At 68.0% G+C, this 17,681-nt stretch carries 21 protein-coding genes; 10 read left to right on the forward strand and 11 right to left on the reverse strand.

The window, feature by feature from the left end:
• Both VH112_14405 and VH112_14410 read left to right on the forward strand, forming a co-directional pair.
• On the forward strand, window positions 1-542 hold a 542-nt coding region (locus VH112_14405; GenBank protein HEX4541430.1), incomplete at its 5' end, for a DUF4162 domain-containing protein.
• Entirely contained in the window at window positions 539-1,348 is an 810-nt protein-coding gene (locus VH112_14410; protein HEX4541431.1) for an ABC transporter permease, read from the forward strand. The genes VH112_14405 and VH112_14410, both read left to right, overlap by 4 nt.
• An 18-nt stretch (window positions 1,349-1,366) precedes the next feature.
• Here the strand turns inward: VH112_14410 and VH112_14415 are convergent, their stop codons facing one another.
• The 8 genes from VH112_14415 to VH112_14450 form a co-directional block, all read right to left on the reverse strand.
• A complete protein-coding gene (locus VH112_14415; protein ID HEX4541432.1) occupies window positions 1,367-2,398 on the reverse strand; it encodes a potassium channel protein in 1,032 nt (343 codons plus the stop codon).
• Window positions 2,399-2,437: 39 nt separating this feature from the next.
• Complete coding sequence (locus VH112_14420) at window positions 2,438-3,442, reverse strand: hypothetical protein (GenBank protein HEX4541433.1); 1,005 nt, start codon at window positions 3,440-3,442, stop codon at window positions 2,438-2,440.
• Between the two features lie 6 nt (window positions 3,443-3,448).
• Window positions 3,449-4,543: a phosphotransferase gene (locus VH112_14425; GenBank protein ID HEX4541434.1), complete on the reverse strand. Its 1,095-nt coding sequence runs from the start codon at window positions 4,541-4,543 to the stop codon at window positions 3,449-3,451.
• A gap of 17 nt (window positions 4,544-4,560) precedes the next feature.
• Window positions 4,561-5,883, reverse strand: a complete 1,323-nt coding sequence (locus tag VH112_14430; protein ID HEX4541435.1) for an SPFH domain-containing protein — start codon at window positions 5,881-5,883, stop codon at window positions 4,561-4,563.
• The gene (locus VH112_14435; protein ID HEX4541436.1) at window positions 5,884-6,108 is read right to left on the reverse strand and encodes a hypothetical protein; all 225 of its coding nucleotides are present in this window, start codon (window positions 6,106-6,108) and stop codon (window positions 5,884-5,886) included. It abuts the gene before it with no gap.
• 107 nt (window positions 6,109-6,215) lie between these two features.
• On the reverse strand, window positions 6,216-6,992 hold the full coding sequence (locus VH112_14440) for an aquaporin (GenBank protein ID HEX4541437.1): 777 nt from the start codon (window positions 6,990-6,992) through the stop codon (window positions 6,216-6,218).
• Between the two features lie 91 nt (window positions 6,993-7,083).
• Complete coding sequence (locus VH112_14445; GenBank protein HEX4541438.1) at window positions 7,084-7,434, reverse strand: DUF202 domain-containing protein; 351 nt, start codon at window positions 7,432-7,434, stop codon at window positions 7,084-7,086.
• Window positions 7,431-7,880, reverse strand: a complete 450-nt coding sequence (locus VH112_14450; GenBank protein ID HEX4541439.1) for a DUF202 domain-containing protein — start codon at window positions 7,878-7,880, stop codon at window positions 7,431-7,433. The genes VH112_14445 and VH112_14450 overlap by 4 nt, the downstream gene beginning before the upstream one ends.
• A 197-nt stretch (window positions 7,881-8,077) precedes the next feature.
• Between VH112_14450 and VH112_14455 the strand changes: the two genes are divergently transcribed.
• The 3 genes from VH112_14455 to VH112_14465 are packed head-to-tail and all read left to right on the forward strand — an operon-like array spanning window position 8,078 to window position 10,070.
• Window positions 8,078-8,308, forward strand: coding sequence for a hypothetical protein (locus VH112_14455; GenBank protein HEX4541440.1), 231 nt, complete (start codon window positions 8,078-8,080; stop codon window positions 8,306-8,308).
• Window positions 8,308-8,739 carry a YccF domain-containing protein gene (locus VH112_14460; protein HEX4541441.1) on the forward strand — a complete coding sequence of 144 codons (432 nt, stop codon included), beginning with the start codon at window positions 8,308-8,310 and terminating at the stop codon, window positions 8,737-8,739. The genes VH112_14455 and VH112_14460 overlap by 1 nt, the downstream gene beginning before the upstream one ends.
• 56 nt (window positions 8,740-8,795) lie before the next feature.
• Window positions 8,796-10,070, forward strand: coding sequence for a cytochrome P450 (locus tag VH112_14465; protein HEX4541442.1), 1,275 nt, complete (start codon window positions 8,796-8,798; stop codon window positions 10,068-10,070).
• Window positions 10,071-10,198: 128 nt separating this feature from the next.
• On the opposite strand, the gene VH112_14470 is transcribed toward VH112_14465, so the two are convergent.
• Window positions 10,199-10,660: a DUF5990 family protein gene (locus VH112_14470; GenBank protein ID HEX4541443.1), complete on the reverse strand. Its 462-nt coding sequence runs from the start codon at window positions 10,658-10,660 to the stop codon at window positions 10,199-10,201.
• 86 nt (window positions 10,661-10,746) lie between these two features.
• Between VH112_14470 and VH112_14475 the strand changes: the two genes are divergently transcribed.
• A complete protein-coding gene (locus VH112_14475; protein ID HEX4541444.1) occupies window positions 10,747-11,607 on the forward strand; it encodes an SDR family oxidoreductase in 861 nt (286 codons plus the stop codon).
• Window positions 11,608-11,679: 72 nt separating this feature from the next.
• Here the strand turns inward: VH112_14475 and VH112_14480 are convergent, their stop codons facing one another.
• Entirely contained in the window at window positions 11,680-12,510 is an 831-nt protein-coding gene (locus VH112_14480) for an MIP/aquaporin family protein (protein HEX4541445.1), read from the reverse strand.
• Between the two features lie 1,115 nt (window positions 12,511-13,625).
• Here VH112_14480 and VH112_14485 point away from each other — a divergent pair.
• On the forward strand, window positions 13,626-14,078 hold the full coding sequence (locus VH112_14485) for an SRPBCC family protein (GenBank protein ID HEX4541446.1): 453 nt from the start codon (window positions 13,626-13,628) through the stop codon (window positions 14,076-14,078).
• A 573-nt stretch (window positions 14,079-14,651) separates the two neighbouring features.
• Here the strand turns inward: VH112_14485 and VH112_14490 are convergent.
• Complete coding sequence (locus tag VH112_14490) at window positions 14,652-15,083, reverse strand: DUF2267 domain-containing protein (protein ID HEX4541447.1); 432 nt, start codon at window positions 15,081-15,083, stop codon at window positions 14,652-14,654.
• 351 nt (window positions 15,084-15,434) lie between these two features.
• Between VH112_14490 and VH112_14495 the strand changes: the two genes are divergently transcribed.
• The 3 genes from VH112_14495 to VH112_14505 all read left to right on the forward strand — a co-directional run.
• On the forward strand, window positions 15,435-16,073 hold the full coding sequence (locus VH112_14495; GenBank protein HEX4541448.1) for a DNA polymerase ligase N-terminal domain-containing protein: 639 nt from the start codon (window positions 15,435-15,437) through the stop codon (window positions 16,071-16,073).
• A gap of 165 nt (window positions 16,074-16,238) precedes the next feature.
• Entirely contained in the window at window positions 16,239-16,478 is a 240-nt protein-coding gene (locus VH112_14500) for a hypothetical protein (GenBank protein HEX4541449.1), read from the forward strand.
• A 387-nt stretch (window positions 16,479-16,865) separates the two neighbouring features.
• On the forward strand, window positions 16,866-17,681 hold an 816-nt coding region (locus VH112_14505; protein ID HEX4541450.1), incomplete at its 3' end, for a DDE-type integrase/transposase/recombinase.

The following is a 17,681-nucleotide window of genomic DNA, read 5'->3' on the forward strand; positions in this document are numbered from 1 at the left end:
TCATCCTCGACGAGCCCACGACCGGGCTCGACCCCCGTAGCCGGGTCGAGATGTGGGGCTTCATCGAGAGCCTGGTGGCGGACGGCACCACCATCCTGCTCACGACGCAGTACCTGGACGAGGCCGACCGCCTCGCCCACCAGATCGTCGTGATCGACTACGGAAAGGTGATCGCCGAGGGCACCGCCGATGAGCTCAAGGACCAGCTGGGCGGCGACGTGGTCGAGGTGCGGGTGGCGAGCTCGGACGATCTGGACAAGGCCCTGGCGGCGATCGCAGGGCTGGAAGACGGCACGCCCCAGGTCGACCGCGAGCAGCGGCGGATGACGCTGCCGGCCAAGGGTGGCGCCGCCACCTTGATGGCCGCCGCCCGCCGCCTCGACGAGAGTGGCGTCACCCTCGAGGACCTGAGCCTGCGGCGGCCGTCGCTCGACGACGTGTTCATGGCGCTGACGGGCCACGGCGCCGGCGCCGAGGGCGAGGACGGCAACGAGCCCGAGCCCGCGAGCAACGGCCGCGGCCGGCGCAGGAGGAGGACATGACCGCAACTGTCACCACCGGTCCGGCCGTCCGCCAGGCGCGGTCGGTCACGCCCCTCGTGGCGGTCAGCGACATCGCCGCCATCGCCAAGCGCAACCTGCTGCACATTGCCCGGACTCCGCAGCTGCTGGTGTTCTCCACCATCCAGCCGGTGATGTTCGTGCTGCTGTTCCGGTACGTCTTCGGGGGCGCCATCAAGACCCCTGGCAGCAGCTACGTCGACTTCCTGATGGCCGGGATCTTCGTCCAGACCACCCTCTTCGGTGGAGCGTCGACGGCGGTCGGCCTCGCCGAGGACCTGCGAGGTGGGATCGTCGACCGCTTCAGATCGCTGCCCATGGCCCGCTCCGCCGTCCTTGCCGGGCGAACCTTCGCCGACCTGGCTCGCAACGTCCTCGTGCTCGCCCTGATGGTGATCGTCGCCACCGGGGTCGGCTTCCGCTTCCACAACGGACCCGTGCCCGACCTGGGCGCGATGATCGTGGTCCTGGCCTTCGGGTACGCCTTCTCGTGGGTGTTCGCCTACGTGGGGCTCGTCGTCAAGGAGCCCGAGACGGCCCAGGTGGCCGGGTTCATCCCCCTCTTTCCCCTGGTCTTCGCCAGCTCGGCTTTCGTGCCCGTGCAGTCCATGCCCGGGTGGCTCCAGGGCTTCGCCAACGTGCAGCCGGTCAGCGTCACGGTGAACGCGACACGGGCCCTCACCCAGGGTGGGCCCATCTACCACTGGCTGTGGCAGATGGTGCTCTGGACCATCCTCATCCTGGTCGTCTTCATACCGCTGGCGGTCTCCCGGTACCGCCGGATCTGAACCCTCGGGGTCGCCCGCCTACGGGTGCATGGACTGGCTGAGCGCCTCCAGCTGATCTCCGGTGCCGATGGCGATGAGGATGTGGCCGGCCTCGATCTTCATGTCCGCGCCCGGGTTGGTCGTGAAGTCCCCGTCCTCGTTTCGCGTCGCCAGGACGAGGGCCCCGGTCCGGTCGCGGATGCGGGCCTCGCCTATGGTCCGCCCGTCGAGCGGGGACCCCTGGGGAACGGGCACCTCCTCGAGGCGGAACTCGAGGCTGCCGTCGTGCATCACCACGTCGACGAACTCGGCCACGTGGGGCTGGAGGGCGAAGGCGGCCATGCGAGCGCCGCCGATGCTGGCCGGGTTGACCACGCGGTCGGCCCCCGCCTGGACGAGCTTGTCGATCGAGGCGTCGGCGTTGGCCCTCGCCACGATGAACAAGTCCGGGCACAGCGAGCGCGCCGTCAACGTGACGTACAGGTTCTCGGGGTCGGCGTTGAGGGCGGTGACGAGCACGCCGGCCCGCTCGATCCCCGCCGCCCGGAGCACGGCGTCGTCGGTGGCGTCCCCCTGCACGGTGAGGGCGGGCGTGGCGGGGAGTCGTGCCGGTGACAAGTCGACCACGACCATGTCGTGGTCGGTGCCGGTCACCTGGCGGGCGATGGCCTGGCCGACCCGTCCCCACCCACAGAGGATCAGGTGGCCTCTCAGGTCCTCGATCCGTCGTTCCATTCTTCTCCTCGCCACCAGATCGGTCAGATGGCCCTCGACGAAGCTGTCGACGAGCACGCTGAAGGTGTAGGCCGCCGTCCCCACACCGGCCAAGATCAAGAAGATGCTGAAGAGCTCGCCGGCGGTGCCGAAGTTGTGGACCTCGCGGAACCCCACCGTGGTGACGGTCACGATGGTCTGGAACAGCGCGTCGACGAAGCTGTAGCCCAGGCCGACGAAGCCGGCCGTGCCGCAGACCACGATGACCAGCAGTGCGAGCAGGCCGGTCCTCAGGCGACGGGCGGTGCCCAGTCCCGACTCGCCGCGCCACCGCCTCCCCTCGCCGCGCCACCGCATCGCTCTCACGGCGCCCATTGTGGCCGGCCGGCGACCCCCTCAGCCGTCCGGCGGGAGGCTCGCGGCCCGGGCCACGGGGAAGAACCGGTGGTGGTGGGCCCCCGTGACCTCGTAGATCGCCGTCCCGACCGATCCGTCGCTCGTCCGGATCTCCATCTCGTTCAGGCCGCCGCCGAGGGGGCCATAGCGCTGGGCCCAACGCCCCTCCGCGTCGATCCCGATCGTCTGCCCCCCTTCGAGCACCAGGTCGACACGCCCCGCGAGCCCGGCGACGTCGTCGCCGTCGCGTCCGTAGGCGACGTGCCGGCCGCTGTCGTCCACCCAGCGCAGGTCGTGACGAAAGTCGATCACCGGGACGGGCGATCCCCCGTCCACGGGGGCGAGGCAGCCGTCGGTGTACACCCGGGCGCCGTTCGGGTACTCCCAGTGCCAGACGGCGATCATGGCGTGGGGCAACTGGATGGCCAGCCAGATCCACAACGGGCAGCGGGCGTGGTCGCGGACGCCCCACGAATGGTCCCGTTGACCCCACCAGTCCCGCACCTCGTAGCTGTGTCCCGCGTGCCGGTAGACGCCGTTGTAGGTACCCGACTGGACGAAATGGCTCTGGTCCCACACGATCTCGTGCCCCGCTTTCATCGTTCCCCGGCGTAGGCCGTGGGCCGGGGTGCGGGCACTGAACGTGAGATCGAGACCGACCGCCGCCTCCGGAGCGTCGTCGACGCGCAGGCGCACGGTCTCGAAGGGCTCGACGATGTCGATCGTGACGGGCCCGACGACCATCGAATGCGGGTCGCCGTCGTAGCTGCGTTGATGATGGGCCACGGTCGGACTGTCCCCCACCCGTCCGAGCTGGAGGGAGTCCACGAGTTGGCGAGCGGGGAAGTGGGCCAAAGTGAGTATGACCACGTCACCAGGGCCGGAGGGAGGGTGGAGGACGAAGAAGAGGCTCTCCCGCCAGTGCTCGTGAAACGTGACGACGTGGGGAAGGGGCTCGGGGATCTGATGGACGAACTGCTCGTCCAGCGGCGTGAGGCGGGGCACGGGAGGTCAGTGGATGAGCCGCTCGGCCTCGAGGTCGATGGCGTGGCGACCGTGGCGCTGGGCCATGGTCACGAACATGTCGTCACCCCGGTCGGTCTGCTCGACCAGCATGGACGCGGCGATGGCCATGATGAGCCCGCCGAAGGTGTAGCGCCGGTACTGAGCCCAGCAGTCGTCCCAGGCCAGGCCGACGACGCCCGCCGCCTGGAGCGCGTCGTGGTAGGCGCGGACGAGATCGTGCTCGTGGCTGCGCCGGGCCTCGGGGACCAGGCCAGCGCCGAGGAAGTAGCTCAGGTCGCCGATGCCGGGGCCGTGGGTCACGGTTTGCCAGTCGACCACCACGACCGGCGGCCCGGCGCCATCGGTCTCTCCGGGCCGGCCTCCCGGGCCGGCCGTGCCGAACAGCAGGTTGTCGAGCCGAAAGTCGCCATGGGCGACCGTCCACGGCCCACGGCGATCGCCGAGATAGCTCGGAAGCCTCGCCATCAGCCGCTCACCCAGGGCCATGATGTCGGCGTCGACGCGCCCGGCGTAGCGCTCGCAGAACCCGCCGTACAGGCCGGCCACCAGCTGGCTGGTGAAGTCGACGGCCTCCGCGGGACTGCGATGGAGCCAGTCGAGCTCGGCCAGGCTCGGGTCACCCCACCGGGGCGCGTGGAGCCGGGGGAGCTCCTCGACGGCCACCGCCGCCTCGTCGACGCTGCAGCCCGCCAGCTGGTCGCCCTGGCGGGCCGGGGCGACGTCCTCCAACAGGAGCACGAAGTCCGTACCCGTGGTGTCGAGGTGGGCGTGGTAGCACCGGGGCGCCCGTACCGGAAGCTGCGGCGCCAGCTGGCGGTAGAAGCTGACCTCGATCTCGTAGTTGCGCAGCGCCGCCGCCGTCGCCCGGCTGGTCGCGTCGGCGGCCGGAAGCTTGGCGATCATCGACCGGGGCGCGGCCGTCGGACCGTCGTAGGTCGGGATGAGGCGCACGCAGTCGCTCATCTGTCCCGTGCCCACGGGCGCGCAGGCGACCGACCCGACCCTCACGTCCCCGAGCAGAGGGGAGAGGGCGCTGGTGAGCCACTCGGGGGTGAGCACCTGGGCGCCGGTCCCCGTCACGCCGTCACTCGCGTCGGTCAGCGTGAGTTGGGTCGGGGCCCCGCCGTCTCGGTAGAGCGGTCTCCTTTGCCGGCCGGGTCTGTGGACCGCCGTCCCGGGCCCACGGCCTTCTCGACCGCCGGCCGTTCCTCCTCCTGCCGCGCACCCTCGACTGCCGGCCCGTTGTCGGCCTGCCCGTTGTCGGCCGGCCCGTCCACGCCGAGCCCTTGGCGCAGCCCCTGGAAGAGCGTGAAGCCCTGGCCCACCACCTGGCCGACCAGATCGGCGAGGCCCTCGCCGCCGTTGAGGACGGTGAGGTTGGCGCCCGTCAGGCTCTTCGTGGCCGCGGCGACGATGTCGGGCAGGCGCTCGGCCAGCGCCTGGGTCACCAGGGCCTGCTGGTTGGCCTTGAGGGCGTCCGCCCGTACCCGTAGCACCCCGGCCTCGCTCTCGCCCTTGACCTTGATGGCCTGCCCCTCGGCCTCGGCGTCGAGCACCCGGGCCTCCTTGGCCGACTTGGCCAGGGTCACCTGCTTGTAGGCCTCGGCGTCGGCGGGTCGGTTCACCGTGCTCTGGAGCCGCTGCTCTTCCCGCTGGGCCTCCAGCTTGGCCACCGCCGTCTCCGTCTGCACCACCTGCTGCTTGGCCTCGGCGTCGGCCAGGGGCCCGGCCTGGGCCGCCTGCGCCGCCGCCCGGTCCACTTCGGCCTGATAGCCGGCCTGCTTGATCTGGGACGAGCGCACGGCCTCGGACTTGAGGGCGTTGGCCTCCTGCTCGCGCTCGGTGGCCTCGCGGTCGGCCGCGGCCTGGGCGATGCGGGCATCCTTTTGGACCACGGCGGTGTGCGGCGCGGCGATGTTGGCGATGTAGCCGCTCGGATCGACGATCTCCTTGATCTGCAGACTGTCGACGGTGAGACCGAGCCGCTCGACTTCGATGTCCGAGGACCGGATCACCTCCTGGCGCAACCGCTCCCGGTCCCGGATGATCTCCTCCACGGTGAGGCCGCCGACGATTGACCGCAGATGGCCGCCGAAGACCTGCCCGACGAGCTGCTCCATACGGTTCTGCTGATCGAGGAACCGCCGGGCGGCGTTGGCGATGCTCGCCGGGTCGTCGGCGACCTTGAAGACGCACACGGCCTGGACGCGAAGGGGGATGCCCTGGGTCGTCACGCAGTCCTCGGCGAGTATCGCCTCCCGGACGTCAAGGGAGAGCTTGCGTGCGACCTTGCGGAACGGCAGGACCCACGCGCCGTGGCCCACGACGACCTGGAAGTCCGGTCCTCCTGTTGCCTCGTGGTGCTTGGCCCCCGAGATGATCAACGCCTCGTTGGGTGCGGGTATGCGCCAGAAGAACATCTACTCTCCTTGGGTCCAGTAGGGGGTGACGAGGACCGAGCGTGGGGAGAGCTGCTCCACCACCACGACCGTTCGTCCGGTGGCGATGCTCTTGGGCTCGGCCGGATATGCGGTGAACGCCTCGGCTCCGCCCCGCACCTCGATCAGCACCTCGCCACCACCGTCGGGGGGGATGCTGCACGAGACCCGGCCGAGCTTGCCCTTCAGGGCTGCGGCTTCAGCCATGGAGCCTCCAGATGCGCCTCGTCGCGTATGACGGTGTCCAGGCGATCGTACCGGAGACGTCGCCGTTAACGCGATCGGCTTCGCCGGCCCATGCCTGGGCCCGCGCCTCAGCTTCCCGTCGAGGGCCGGGGGATATCGGAGGGCTCGACGCGGCCGGGCGGCACCGGCTCTTTTGCTCGCTCGGGAACGAACAGATAGCCCCAGACGAGGGCGGCGATGGCGCCCCCCACCAGTGGCGCCACGATGAAGAGCCACAGCTGACTGAGGGCGTCGCCGCCCACGATCAACGCCGGGCCGAGGCTGCGCGCCGGATTGACGGAGGTGCCGGTGAGGGGGATGCCGACGAGGTGGACCGTGGCGAGGCCCATGCCGATGGCCAGCCCGGCAAAGCCGGCCGAGGTCAGGTGGCTGGTCGCGGCCAGCACCACGAGGACGAAGAGGAACGTGAGGACGACCTCGGCGGCGAACGCTCCACCGACATTGAGGTGAATGAGCGAGTGCTTGCCCCAGCCGTCGGTGCCCAGGCCCTGGTTGCCGGTGCTGTAGCCGGGGGATCCGGTGAAGATGCCCCAGAGGGCCAGGGCCCCGAGGATCGCGCCGACGAACTGGGCGATCCAGTAGCCGATGGCCTCCTGGATGGACATGCGCCGGGAGGTGACGAAGGCCATGGTGACCGCGGGGTTGACGTGACAGCCAGAGATGGGTCCGATGGCGTAGACGAGCGCCAAGAGGACCAGGCCGAAGGCCAGGGCCGTGGCCACCACGCCGGCCGAGGTGCTGCTCCCGGCGAACTTGAACCCGAGTGAGAGGGTGGCCACCCCGACGGCGAAGAAGACAAGAATCGCCGTGCCCAGCAGCTCGGCGAGGAGCTTGCGTGTCTGCATGCGACCACCACCTGCTCGCGTTGGTGACGGTAATGCTCGCGCAACGGTCGCTGCGAGGGAATGATCCTGTGCCGATGAGCTGACGGGGGACCTACACAGGGATGGCGAGGACGATTGCCGCCACGGCGATGGCGACGGTGCCGATCGACATGACCCTGAACGCCACGGCGTGCGGCGCCGGGTCGTCGGGGCCGGCGGCGGCCACTCGCCTGCTGTAGATGCTCGCCCCCAGCATCCACACGGCGACGGCTGCCCCGAAGAGCACGGCACCCACGGGGTAGGCGACGCTCGGCAGGTCTCCCTGGGCTCCGCGGCGCACCGCAAGGGCGCCGATCGCGGCCAGCGCCAGCGCCGACCTCGTCCACGCGAGCGCGGTCCGCTCGGTGGCCAGTCCCCGCTCGGGCTCGTCGGGCAGCTGATGGGCGGCGTCGGTTTCGGTCACTTGGCGATCAGGTCGACGATCACGAGGATGCCGGCGGCCACACCGACGACCGAGATCCCCACGGCGACGAGCTTGCCGACCGGCGAGTAGGTCAGGGGGAGCCGTAGCCGAAGCCGGCGTTCGTTGTCCTCCCACTGGCGGTAGCTGGTGACGGCGGCCACCCCACCGAGGACGATCAGCGGGAGGGCGATGATGAGGCGGACGCCGCCGAAGCCGAAATGCAGGAGCTGGGCCGCAGCCAGGCCGGCGGCAATGAGGGCGAGCGCGGTGCGGCTCCAGGCCAGGAAGGTGCGCTCGTTGGCGAAGCTGAACCGGGGATCGGGCGCTTCTCCGCACTCACCGAGCGGCGTCGACTGGTGCTCGTGGAGACGCTGCTCGACCTCGGCGGTCGAGGGCCTTTCCTCTCCTTCGGCTGCCGACCCGGCGGCCGGACCTGGTCGTGCCACGTGTCCAACGTAGACCGGTCGGCTGGTGGGCTCAGGGCATCCACAACGGGGCAGGTGTACCATTTCGTGTAGCAGGGCAGGGAGGGGGAGCCACGAGCACCGAGAATCGACCCACACAGGGCACAGGGACGCCTCCGCCCGGGACGACACCGGCTGGTGCCGCGCCGCCGGCCCGAGAGAAGCGTGACACCCGGGAGATGGCGCGGCTGATCGGCCTCGCCATCGTGGTCGCGCTGCTGATCGCCTTCATCGTCGAGAACAGCGACTCGGTCACGATCCACTTCGTGTTCTTCTCCGCCCACGTGTCGCTCATCTGGGCCCTGATCCTGGCTGCCGTCCTCGGCGCCCTGGCCGACCGGCTCGTCGCCAGGCGTCGTCGCCGCATGAAGGCCCGCCAAGCCCAGCAAGCCCAACAGGCTTCCCGCTAGTGCGTGTCATCGGCAACATCCTGTGGTTGCTGCTGGGTGGGTTGGTCCTGGCCCTCAGCTACGCCGTGGCCGGCCTCATCTGCTTCGTCCTCATCATCACGATCCCGTTCGGCATCCAGGCCTTCAAGCTCGCCGGCTTCACGCTCTGGCCGTTCGGCTCGGCCATGGTGAGGATCCCCGGCGAGAACCCTTCGGCGGTCGGCAACGTGCTCTGGTTCATCCTGTTCGGTTGGTGGCTCGCCCTCGCACACGTGATCTCCGGCGTGATCTGCGCCATCACGATCATCGGCATCCCCTTCGCCATCGCCCACTTCCGGCTTGCCGGCGCCGCTCTCTTCCCGTTCGGCCGGACGATCGTGTCGATGGAGGAAGCCAGAGCGATGGAGGGTGCCTACGTCGTGCAGCCCTGGGGGGCGGGCTCGGCCAGGTAGGTGAGATCCACCGTCTCTGCGCTAGACAGTGCGGGGGACTGGACGCGGGAGGAATCGTGAACCCGAACCCGGCGCTGACGATCGACGACATCGACCTCTCTGACCTGGCCTTCTGGGCTCGGCCCCTCGACGAGCGCGAAGCGGCCTTCGAGGCTCTCCGCCGGCATCGACCGATCGCCCACTTCGACGACCCCGAGCCCCCACCCGGCGTCGCCGTCCCCGTTCCGCTGGATGGATCGGGCTACTACGCCGTCACCCGCCACGCCGACGTCGTCGAGGCGAGCCGCGAGACGGGGTCGTTCTGCTCGGGCCAGGGCGCGACGAGCATCTTCGACATGCCGACGGAGTTCCTCGAGTTCTTCGGCTCCATGATCAACCTGGACGACCCCCGCCACGCTCGGCTGCGGCGCATCGTCTCGGCCGCGTTCACGCCGCGGATGGTCAAGAAGATCGGAGACGAGGTCCAGCGGTCCGCGTCGCTCATCGTCGACGACGTGATCGAGAAGGGGACGTGCGACTTCGTGACCGAGGTGGCGGCCAAGCTGCCGCTGCGGATCATCTGCAACATGATGGGAGTGCCCGAACGCGATCACGATTTCGTCTTCCGTCACTCGAACGTCATCCTCGGCGGCATGGATCCCGAGTACGTGCCCGAGGGCAGCGACGTCGTCATGGCTCTGCTCACCTCGGGCCAGGAGCTGACCCAGCTGATGGAGGATCTCGGCCGGCACCGGGCCGAGCACCCCGGCGACGACGTCACCTCGGCCCTGGTCACGGCGAACGTCGATGGGGAGCAGCTGACCCACCAGGAGCTGGCCTCGTTCTTCATCCTGCTCGTGGTGGCGGGCAACGAGACGACCCGCAACGCCATCAGCCACGGGATGAGGCTGCTCACCGACCATCCCGAACTGCGGGCAGCCTGGGCCGCGGACTTCGAGACGCTGGCGCCGACAGCGGTCCAGGAGATCGTCCGGATCGCCTCGCCGGTGATCTTCATGCGCCGGACGGCCACCAGGGACGTGACGCTCGGCGGCGTCGACCTCCCCGCGGGTGCCAAGGTGCTGCTGACGTACTGGTCCGCCAACCGCGACGAGGCCGTGTTCGAGGACCCCTATCGCTTCGACATCGGCCGTGACCCCAATCCCCACGTCGGCTTCGGCGGTCCAGGGCCGCACTTCTGCCTGGGGGCCCACCTGGCCCGCCAGGAGATCACGGTGATGTTCCGCGAGCTTCTCGGCCGGGCGCCAGGCATCCACGCGACAGGAGAACCCGAGCGGCTCCTGTCCAACTTCATCAACGGCATCAAGCATCTGCCCGTCGCCGTCGCCTAGGGGGTCCCGGTCCGACGTCACCATTCGTCGAGCGCCGTTCCGCTGCCTTAGAGCGTCTGACGGCGCCCACCGCCCGACGTCGCAGGTGATGTAGGCCAACCCGCCGGCGGCGGCGATGACGACTGGCATCACTGCGTTGGCGCAGCCGACCACTCGATCAAGGGAGGCCGCACCGCGGCGCACAGGGGATTGCCCTTTTGGTCGGTCAAGCCGAGCCGCCCCACGAGCAGCCCGCGCTCCATCGCCCGGTCGAGCACCGCGGGAGGGATCGCGTCCAGCCAGAGCTTCGCCCGCCGGAAGAGCATGAAGCTCTCGTCGCCATCGACGGTCCCCCACGACAGGTAGATGAACCGGCCACCCGCCGGCCCCTGGATGTAGCGACCATTGATGTCGACGCCGGCCGGCGTGCGCAAGGCAGTGCAGTCGAAAGTCCACGTGGCTGAGGGTGCATCGCCGGGAATCAGATCGAGCAGCTCGTCCCGCTTGTTGCGGCGTTGCACTCCGACGTGAACGTTGTCGTGGCCGGGAAAGTCAGGGCTGGGACCACAGGACCTTCCCGGCAGGTCGGAGCCTTCGATCCGGATCAGCACCCTCTCAGTATTGCCGCCCTGCGGCGCGCCGATCGGGGTCAGCTGTAGCCTCCATTCGAGGCGGATGAACCGAGGTGGGAGGACCGATGTCGAGCGACGCCATGGCGGGGAAGGTCGTCCTCGTGACTGGCGCGACCTCCGGAATCGGGGAAAGCACGGCTCGGGGCCTGGCCGCCATCGGTGCCACGGTCGTCGTGGTTGGTCGTTCCGAGGAACGATCTCAGGCCGCCAGCGAGCGGATCCAGCAGGCTGGTGGCACGGGCAAGGTCCATCCTCTCGTCGCCGACCTGGCGTCGCAGGGCGATGTCCGAGCATTGGCTCGGGACTTCGTGGATCGCTTCGACCGCCTCGATGTCCTCGTCAACAACGCAGGTGTCGATGTCGGAACGCGCTCGGTCACACCTGAGGGGCTCGAGCTCACCTTCGCCGTCAACTACCTTGCCCCGTTCCTGCTGACAACCCTGCTCCTCGACGTGCTGAGAGCGTCAGCCCCTTCCCGGATCCTCAATGTCGCGTCAGCCGCCCATCGAGCTGGTCGTATCGACTTCGATGACCTCCAGAGCGAGCGACGGTTCGGACAGCGCGCGTACAACAACTCCAAGCTGGCCCTCGTCGTGTTCACGTATGAGCTTGCTCGGCGCCTGCAGGGCAGCGGGGTAGCTGCCAACTGCGTCGATCCTGGGTTCGTGAAGACAAGTCTCGGATCGACGATGCCCCTGGGCTACCGGTTGGTGGGGATGCTCATGTGGCCGTTCATGGCCGGGCCGGAAAAGGGTGCCAGGACAAGCATCTGGGCTGCCTCGAACCCCGAGCTGGCCCAAGTCACGGGCGCGTACTTCAAGGCGGAGCGCCAGGCCGAGACGACCCCGCAGACCAACGACCGAGCGACGGCCGAGCGGCTGTGGCAGGTGAGCGAAGCCCTCGTGGCCGGGACGACGAGTCCATAGCCACCGTCTCCTGGTGGAGGTGGCGTCGCCTTCGCCTCGTCGTCAACCTCCTTCTCTCCGTCGCCTCCCCTCTCACCCACGTCCTGGGGGCCACCGCGTGCCCAGCGTGCCCTGAGCCGCCCGCGCCGCGGTCAGGCCGCCGCCCCGGCCCCTGAGGACGAAGGCGATACCGACGGCGATAACAGCGCCCGCTACCGGCCCAGCCAGGTACGCCCACCACGAGGTCCAGTCGTTCAGCACCAAGGCGGGCCCGAGCGAACGGGCGGTGTTCATCGAAGCGCCGCTGACAGGCGCCCCCCACAGTCCGGCCAGTGCGATGTAGCTGCCGACGCCGATGGCGGCGAAGGGCCCGACTTGCTGAGCCCCCGACGCTGTCCCGAGGATCGTGCTGACCAGCCCGACGGTGAGGACCATCTCCCATAGCATGGCGGTCGTCGTGGAGATGCCGTGGCCCGGAAGCGTCAGACCCGCGGCACCGTGCTTGCCGATAAGCGCCCACAGGAGCAACGTGGCCAGGATGGCACCTAGCAACTGGGCGACGATGTAGAAAGGGACGCGCCTCCAGGGGAAGTTGCCCCGCAACGCGAAGGCGATGCTGACTCCCGGGTTGAGGTGCGCTCCCGAGACCGCCCCCATGAACAGGATTATGGCGGCCACCATCAGTCCCGGCGCGACGACCCGGGCACCATATGGGACCGCGTTGCCGCCGAAGCGGGTGTTCACGATACCGGCCCCCACCGCCACAAGGACGAGGAAGAACGTCCCGAGAGCCTCCGAGAAGAGACGTCGCCCTTCGTAGCGATCGTCCCAGAAGTCGAACCGCCTGGTTATGGAGTTCGGTTGCTCGAAGGAAAGCGGGGCCGGTCCTCTCGGTGAGGCTGCCTCTGTCGGCTCGCTGGCCACGTGACTCCTCCTCTACAGGTAGCTGGGACTCCAATGTGACCGCCGGCGAACTCTTGCTGTTCCGGATTCCTCAAGCGTAGAGGCGGAGGTGGGGCCATATCACCGTCCACGGGACCAACTGGTCCCTGCAGATCCAGATCGGCAGTCCGACCTGCTCCGTATCGATGGTCCCGTGGGTCGCGTGGAGGGTTAAGGCTCGCGTGACGGACTCGAAATAGCGGCGGAGATCGGAAGATGGGAGCCCGACTGCGATCACCGTCCTGGCCCGCGTGGAGGGATTGCTCCCTATCGATCGCCCGGGGTAGGGCTTTGGAAACAGAGGTGTGGCAGTCCGGGTGTTCCGATCCCGAACCGATAGCTGCTCTCGTTCTGTTGCATGGGTGCCGGGCTTGAGCTAGAGACCTTGGACGGTTGGCCGGCCAGCCACATAGCGAGCGTCGGCGATCGAATCGCCCGCATCCCGTCTACTGACGGGGCGAAGTATCTCCTCCTCAGCGACCTCGTGGCGCACTAGCTCGGCGACGAGCTGCCGGAATAGCCCCTCACGCGAGCCTCGCGAAGCGGGTCGCTCGCGAACCCGCAGGATCACATCGGCCACCAAGTCCGGGGCGTACATGGGCGATGGGGGCTTCGGGATTGCACCCGGCCTGCTGCGGGAGCGGTTCCTCGCTTCGACGCTATCGACACTTGCATCCAGTCTGCGTTCGGGCTAGAGGACCGGACGAGAGGATGTCGGCGTCACGATAGACGCATGGGAGAGCGAACGCAGGCGCGGGATATTGAGAGCGAGAGGGAGAAGCATGTCCTCCAGCTGGATCGATTCTGTGGTGTCTCAGCTCGACGATGTCGACTACCCAGTGACAAAGGACGAGTTGATCTCGAGTGCGAAGCGTCGTGGGGTTACCCACGAGCTGATGCGAGCTCTTCGGGCCCTGCCGCCGGTCGAGTACGCCAACAGAGAAGAGCTACTTCGTGCATTGCCAGCACCAGATGAGCGCCCCGCGGCAGTCCGGGCCGCTCAGTCGAAGAAGCCGGGCCATCCGAGGTTGGCGGAGCGGTCGCGGGCGCTCGACGATCAGGTGGAATAGCCGGCTGGGCCCAGGAACGAGGCAGTGATGGCCATTCGGAACGCGCTGATCGAGGCAACCCCGGAGGAGGTATGGTCGGTCTTGTCGGATGGCTACTCGTACGCTGACTGGGTCGTCGGCACGGCAGCGATACGTGCCGTTGATGAAGGGTGGCCAGAACCAGGCACCAGCATTCACTACAGCGCCGGCCAGGGACCTCTGCGCGTCGAGGACAAGACCACCTCCCGGCTGTGCCGACAACCGTCGTGTCTCGAGCTGGAGGCGCACATGCTGCCCGTGGGCACGCTGCGGGTAGCTATCCGGGTCTTGCCGTGGGGTGAGAACGTCGTCGTCGCTATAGACGAGCATCCATTACGCGGTCCCAGCTTGGTCGTGGACAATCCGCTCATCGACTTCTCGCTTACCCTTCGCAATCGTCGGTTGCTGCGGAACCTGGAGCGCGTGGTCAAAGGCCGTATCGCGCATACCGCGAGACTCTGAGCTGCAGGCGTCGAATCAACTTCGTGGGGTTGTGCCACCGGCCGACGCCCGGATGGCGACGACGTCATCGTAGAGGTCGAGGTAGTCGCGCGCACCTTGCAGTGGGGCCCTGCTTACCGCTAGTTGACTGCCAGATCCGTTCGGGGACCGCGCGGACGCAGTGATCCTCTTGTAATAGATCACCCGGGATGAGAGTGCAGGAGCTACCGGTCCGCTCCACCAACGACCGGGTGTGCTTCGCGTCGTCGTGCTCCTCGAGGTAGGCAATGGCAAGGCGAGCGCCTTCCTTGGCAAAGCCGACACTCACGGCCCTGCCAATGCCCGAGTCGACGCCGGTGACGAGTGCCCGTCTCCCCTCGAGTCGGGCGGATCCGCGGTAGTTTTCGCATCTCATCGAACGGCTCGGGGGTCATCTGACCAGTGGTGCCGGGATAGGTCTGTTGCTGTGCGGGAAGCCCCGTCTCCTCCTGTCCGGTCATTCTGCATCCTCCTTTGGGCAATCAGCCCGGGAGCATTTTCGCCACCGACATCTGCCCGGAGTCGCTCGGAACCGTGACGTCAGAACGGGGAGACCTAACTAGGAAGGAGCTCGACCAGATCTCTGGGCAAGCTGGAGCGGATGTGGTCCCACTCGCCTGGGGTGACGAAGCGACGGACGGCCTGCAGCACCCGCTCGATGAGCGTCTCTCTGCCGCCCTCGATGTCGAAGGGAAATTCCCGACCGACGCGGTCGAGAAACTCGTCCCTGTGCATCTTGATCGGGACCTTGGAAGGGCTCCAGCCCTCGTAGTAGAGACCCCGAACCACGAGTGGAAGTTGGGCTGCCAGATCCGCCGCTTCATAGACGGTCAGACGGTCCCGCAAGGCGTGCAGCACCGCACGGAGCGCTGCAAAAGACTGGCGCCGGCGGTCTCGCGGCCAACCGTAAGCCTCTTCAATGTGCGTCAGCATCTGATTGGTCTTCTCGATGGACCGGTTCAGCCCCGCGTATCCTTGGTCGGCCATGCCGTCAACTCCTCGGTCGCCGGTGCAGACCGAGACTGGAAGCATCTTCTAGAGCGACCCAGCCGCCATCTCCAGCTCTAGACTCCTCCAAGTCTCCTTTCCCGCCGATCTAGCTCGCCCACCGGCTGGACGCAAGCACCTACGGTCATCAGGCCATGTATTAGTCAAGAATTCTGAACATAGAGCTGGCGGTGCACTCAGGGGCATCGCCTTCACCGATCCCAGCTCCATTGGGCAGGCTGTCAACGACGAGCGGCACACTGGCTCGTCGGGCGCCTGAGACCCTCTCATAGGGTGCAGATGGTCTAGGAGGCCGTCGCCCATTCGAGCGAGCGCTTCAGGACAGGGGTGATGGGAGTGGCCAGGACGGCGAAGACAAAGGAAGCGTTGGAGGAGTATGAGCGCCGGCGGGACTTCGAGCAGACGCCGGAGCCCAAGGGTCGTCGGCGGCCATCTGGTGGGAAGGGGCACCAGCCCCACTTCGTGGTGCAGCAGCACGACGCGTCCCGACTGCACTACGACTTCCGCCTGGAGGTGGACGGGGTGATGAAGTCGTGGGCGGTGCCCAAGGGGCCATCACTCAACCCCAAGCAGAAGCGACTGGCTGTCCCGACCGAGGACCACCCCCTCGAGTACAGAGACTTCGAGGGTACGATCCCAGAGGGCGAGTACGGTGCCGGCACCGTGGTGGTCTGGGATACCGGCACGTTCCGTAACCTGACCGAACGTGACGGCAAGGCTGTCCCCTTGGACAAGGCGCTCAGCGACGGCCACGCTGCCATATGGCTGGAGGGTCGCAAGCTGCGGGGCGGTTTCGCCCTCACCCGCTTCCGAACGGGCAAGGATGAGGCTTGGCTTCTGGTCAAGATGGACGACGAGGAGGCCAACACCCGGCGGGACCCGGTCCGAGACCAGCCAGAGTCCGTGCTCACCGGGCGCACGCTCGCCGAGGTCGCATCGGGATCGGGTGCAGGTCACGACCCGACCTGAGCGGCGCGTCCACACTGGTTTCCGCCCGCTGGAGTTTGCACCCTCCCCACTCGTCACCGACGAGGGCGAACTCCTCCGGGAGCTGACCCTCGACCCCAGCCTGGACTACCGGCCGGCGCAGCCCTGGCCGCCTCCCAGCAGTTCGGCTCCGGTAACCAGACCGACGTGTTCGTGCTCGACAAGAACGGCACCGCCCAGGTCCTCTGGGTCCAGGGCGCCGGCAAGTGGCGTGGCCCGTTGGCCATCTCGCCGACCGGCTTCGTTCCCGCGGGCGGAACCCTGAGCGCGTCTCGGCAGTTCGGCGTTGCTAACCAAACCGATGTGTTCATCGTGACGAACGGTGGCGCTCTGCAAGTCGTCTGGGTCGACGGCGCCGGCAAGTGGAACGGACCCTTCTGCATTTGACACGAGCTGAGATTTCACGACCTGAGGCACACCTACGCTGCGTTGCTCATCGCCGAGGGCGCGCACGCGAGGGCGCTCATGGAACGCATGGGCCACTCGTCGATCACGGTGACGCTCAACACCTACGGACACCTACTGCCCGGCCTCGAAGCGCGCCTCACTGACGCGCTCGACGCGCGCGGACGGGCCGCGCGCGACGAGGTCTCGCGATCCGTTAGGTCACGTGGAGGTCGCGCCAAGGTCCGACAGCTCCGTTCCGTCAGTACCGCAAGCCGCTGACCAGGGAAGATGTGGCGCCCCCGGCAGTGTCGGGGTTCAGGACATCGGAGACCGCCGACCAGAGGGATGTGTCAAGACATAGGAGACCGCTAGCGGGGAGGGTCTCCTATGGACATGGGCCGGTTCCTCATCGAGACGCACCTGCGGACGGGGCGGCCCATCAAGGAGCTGGCCAGATCCCATCAGGTGAGCGCCAGCTGGCTGTTCAAGCTCCTACGGCGCTACCGCCTCGAGGGTGAAGCTGGACTCGAGGCAAGAAGCCGGCGTCCAAAGGCCTCGCCGAGGCGCATCGGCGATCGCTGGGAGGACGAGATCGTCGGCTTACGCAAGGAGCTGGCCGACGACGGACTGGATGCGGGCGCCGACACCATCGGCTACCACCTTGCCCGCCGCCACCGCCGGGTCCCGTCGACCTCGACCATCTGGCGGGTGCTCAAGGCTCGGGGCTTCGTCGTCCCCCAGCCCCAGAAGCGACCGAAGAGCTCGTATGTGCGCTTCGTGGCTGATGTGCCCAACGAGTGCTGGCAGGCCGACGTGACCCATGTCGAGCTCGCAAGCGGGCAGGTCTTCGAGGTCCTGAACGTCATCGACGACCACTCACGGACCTGCATCGCCTCACGGGCCATGGTGCGGGTCAAGGCCACCGACGTGATCCGGGTTCTGCATGTTTCGGCTGAGAGATGGGGCTATCCGGCGGCATTTCTGTCTGACAACGGGCTCGTGTTCTCCTCCCAGCACACCCACGGCCTGGCCGGTGGGTTCGAACAGGAGCTGTTCGCCTTTGGCATCACTTCGAAGCACAGCCGCGCCTACCACCCTCAGACCTGCGGGAAGGTGGAGCGTTTCCACCAGACGATGAAGCGGTTCCTGGCCGCCCAGGATGGGGTGTGCACCAAGAAGCGGCTGCAGCGGGAGCTGGACCGC

Source organism: Acidimicrobiales bacterium, assembly GCA_036270875.1.
In the GTDB taxonomy this organism is placed as follows: domain Bacteria; phylum Actinomycetota; class Acidimicrobiia; order Acidimicrobiales; family AC-9; genus AC-9.